Origin of the sequence: Streptomyces sp. NRRL WC-3549, assembly GCF_000721935.1 — a bacterium.
Taxonomy (GTDB): domain Bacteria; phylum Actinomycetota; class Actinomycetes; order Streptomycetales; family Streptomycetaceae; genus Streptomyces.
Genome location: NZ_KL585429.1, coordinates 35,428 through 38,431, shown reverse-complemented (window position 1 = coordinate 38,431; position 3,004 = coordinate 35,428). Strand labels below are relative to the sequence as shown.

Below are 3,004 nucleotides of genomic sequence, written 5' to 3'. Positions count from 1 at the left end.
CCGGCTCCCCGGGCCCGCCGCCGAGGAACCCGCCCTGGTCTCCGCGGCCCTGCGCGCCGGTGTCGCCATCGCCCCGGGCCGCCCCTACCACTGCGCCGAACCCCCGGCCGGACACGTCCGGCTGAGCTTCGCGGCCGTCGCGTCACCGGCCGAGATCGCCGAGGGCCTACGCAGGCTGCGCACCGCCGCCGACGAGCTGTGGGCCCCGGGGGGTCAGGACCGACCCACCCTCCGTCCGGGCGGTCCACGCGTGGCCGGCGCCCCCGCCGGTCCGGTGCCGGGGCCCGCCGGTATGCCCGGGCGCGGCGCGGACCCGGGGCGATAGCCTCCCCCGCATGACCGACCACGCCACGCCCCGAGCGCGTCACGAGATCTCCCCGGACCCCTCCCGGCTCGACGCCGCCCGCATCCACCACTGGCTCTCCACGGACGCCTACTGGGCCCTCGGCCGCACCCGCGAACAGCAGGACCGGGCGATAGCCGGCTCCCTCAACTTCGGTGCCTACGACCTCGCGACCGGAGAACAGGCCGCCTACGCCCGCGTCGTGACCGACCACGCCTCCTTCGCCTGGGTCTGCGACGTGTACGTCGACCCCGCGGCCCGCGGCCACGGACTCGGCACCCGCCTCGTCACCGCCGTACGCGACCACCTGACCCCGCTGGGCGTACGCAGGTTCCTGCTCGCCACCAAGGACGCCCACGGCGTCTACGCGCGGCTCGGCTTCACCCCGCTCGCGGACCCGGACATGTGGATGGCGCTCCAGGTCGACTGAGCCCGCGCGGCGCCGCCCTCTTGACCGGCGCGGCGCCGCCCTCCACGATCGCGGCCATGAGTGTTCGGGTCTCGCTGGTCGCCGCGGCACGCAGTTCCGCTCTGCTCTCCGAGCGATTCGGCGACGACCGGCCCCTCGACCACGCCGGCCTGCGCGACGTCCAGTTCGCCGCGCACGCCCTCGTCCCCCTGGGCGCCGCCGAACTCCGCTACTGCTCGCCCACCCCGCGCAGCCGCGCCACCGGCGACGCCCTCGGTTTCGCGCCGCTCTCCCAACCGGCCCTCCGTGACTGCGACATGGGCTGCTGGCGCGGTCTGACGCTGGCGGAGGTGGCCGCGTACGACCCGGCCGGTGTGAACACCTGGCTCGGCGACCCGCGTTCGGCCCCGCACGGCGGCGAATCCCTGCTGGCGTTCATCTTCCGCATAGGGGGCTGGCTCGACACCCGCCCCGTCCAGGACGGATCCGTCGTCGCGGTGGCCGAACCCGGCGTCGTCCGTGCGGCCCTGGTCTACGCCCTGGGCGCCCCGCCGTCGGCGTACTGGCACGTGGATGTCCGGCCGCTCTCCGTCACCACGATCACCGGGCTGCCCGGACGCTGGCACCTCAGCGTGGAAGCGCTCCCGGACTGAGCGGCGGCGGGACGGACGGGCGGCGCGCGGCGCCTTCCCGTCGGTCCGACCAGTCGGTATGGTGCGCACTCGGTAGCCCGCCCGGCCCGTCCGGCCCAGCCCGGACCCCGAACCGAGGAGAGACCCGTGCCGCAGGTCCATGGCCACTGCGATCCCCGGTTCGCGGCCGTACGCGACGCGTTCGCCGGCAACTTCGCCGGACGCGGAGAACTGGGCGCCGCCGTGACCGTCCTCCTCGACGGGGAGCCGGTGGTCGACCTCTGGGGCGGCTGGGCCGACGAGGCCCGCACCCGCCCCTGGGAGCGCGACACCGTCGTCAACGTGTGGTCCACGACGAAGGGGCCCGTCGCCCTCTGCGCCCACGTCCTCGCCGACCGGGGACTCCTGGACCTGGACGCCCCCGTGGCGGCGTACTGGCCCGAATTCGCCGCGGCCGGCAAGCGGTCCGTCCTCGTACGCCACCTGCTCTCGCACCGCTCGGGCGTCGCGGGGCTGCGCGAGCCGTACAGCCTGGCCGGGCTGTACGACTGGGAGGCGACCACGGCCGCCCTCGCCGCGACCGAACCCTGGTGGGAGCCGGGCACCCGTTCCGGTTACCACGCCCTCACCTACGGCTTCCTGGTCGGCGAGGTCGTCCGCCGCGTCACCGGTCTGATGCCCGGGGCGTTCCTGCACCGGGAGATCACCGGACCGCTGGACGTCGACTTCACCATCGGCCGCCCCAAGGAGGACGCGGACCGCGTCGCCGAACTCGTCCGGCCGGACACGGTCCTCCACGAACAGGCCGCCCTCTTCGCCCGCATGGAGCCGGTGGCCGTCGCCTCCCTGCTCAACCCCGGCACGGGCACGGAGGCCGCCAACACTCCCGAGTGGCGCGCCGCCGAGATCCCCGCGGCCAACGGCCACGGGACCGCCCGCGCGGTCGCCGCGCTCTACGGGATCGTCGCCGGACGCGGCAGTCTGAACGGCCGGCGGATCCTCTCCGAAGAGGCCGCCGAGCGCGTCCGGGAGGGGCAGGGACGCTGCCGCGACCTGGTCCTGGGTACCGGGTTCGCCCACGACACGGAACTGGGCCTCGGTCTCTGGCTCAGCGGCCCGAACCGCTCCTACGGCCCCAACCCGCGCGCGGCGGGCCACGACGGGGCGGGCGGCTCCTGCGGCCTCGCCGACCCCGAGGCGGGGATCGCGCTCGGCTACGTCATGAACCGCATGGGCCCGCACATCGCCGACGACCCCCGCAAGACTGCGCTGGTCGACGCCGTGTACGGCTCTCTTGCAACGGCTCAGTGACCCGTCGGCCGCACCAGCCCGCTCTCGTACGCGTACACCGCGGCCTGGGTCCGGTCGCGCAGGCCCAACTTCACCAGGATCCGGCTCACATGAGTCTTCACGGTCTGCTCCGCCACGATCAGCCGGCTCGCTATCTCCGCGTTGGACAGGCCCCGCGCGACGAGGGACAGCACCTCCGTCTCGCGTTCCGTCAGATCCCCGATCCGGTCCCTGTCCGGCGCGCGCGGCGCCGCGCTGACGCGGGAGAACTCGGCGATCAGCCGTTTGGTCACGGCGGGGGCGAGCAGGGCGTCCCCGGCTGCCACGACC

The 3,004-nt window shown here is 75.0% G+C and carries 4 protein-coding genes and 1 pseudogene; 4 read left to right on the top strand and 1 reads right to left on the bottom strand.

What is annotated here, in order from left to right:
• The 4 genes and pseudogenes from IH13_RS45140 to IH13_RS0129745 all read left to right on the top strand — a co-directional run.
• Positions 1-325, top strand: a pseudogene (locus tag IH13_RS45140) (hypothetical protein); the annotation flags it as partial.
• Between the two features lie 10 nt (positions 326-335).
• Positions 336-773: a GNAT family N-acetyltransferase gene (locus IH13_RS0129755; RefSeq protein ID WP_031089165.1), complete on the top strand. Its 438-nt coding sequence runs from the start codon at positions 336-338 to the stop codon at positions 771-773.
• A gap of 56 nt (positions 774-829) precedes the next feature.
• Positions 830-1,405 carry a histidine phosphatase family protein gene (locus IH13_RS0129750; RefSeq protein ID WP_031089163.1) on the top strand — a complete coding sequence of 192 codons (576 nt, stop codon included), beginning with the start codon at positions 830-832 and terminating at the stop codon, positions 1,403-1,405.
• A gap of 126 nt (positions 1,406-1,531) precedes the next feature.
• The gene (locus IH13_RS0129745) at positions 1,532-2,695 is read left to right on the top strand and encodes an EstA family serine hydrolase (RefSeq protein WP_031089162.1); all 1,164 of its coding nucleotides are present in this window, start codon (positions 1,532-1,534) and stop codon (positions 2,693-2,695) included.
• On the opposite strand, the gene IH13_RS0129740 is transcribed toward IH13_RS0129745, so the two are convergent.
• A partial coding sequence (locus tag IH13_RS0129740; protein ID WP_031089161.1) for a response regulator transcription factor occupies positions 2,689-3,004 on the bottom strand: 316 nt, incomplete at its 5' end. The two genes, IH13_RS0129745 and IH13_RS0129740, sit on opposite strands and share 7 nt — an antisense overlap.

Excerpts from the sequence above, each read along its gene's own strand:
- IH13_RS0129750 (WP_031089163.1), top strand. The coding sequence starts at position 830 with ATGAGTGTTCGGGTCTCGCTGGTCGCCGCGGCACGCAGTTCCGCTCTG.
- IH13_RS0129755 (WP_031089165.1), top strand. The coding sequence starts at position 336 with ATGACCGACCACGCCACGCCCCGAGCGCGTCACGAGATCTCCCCGGAC.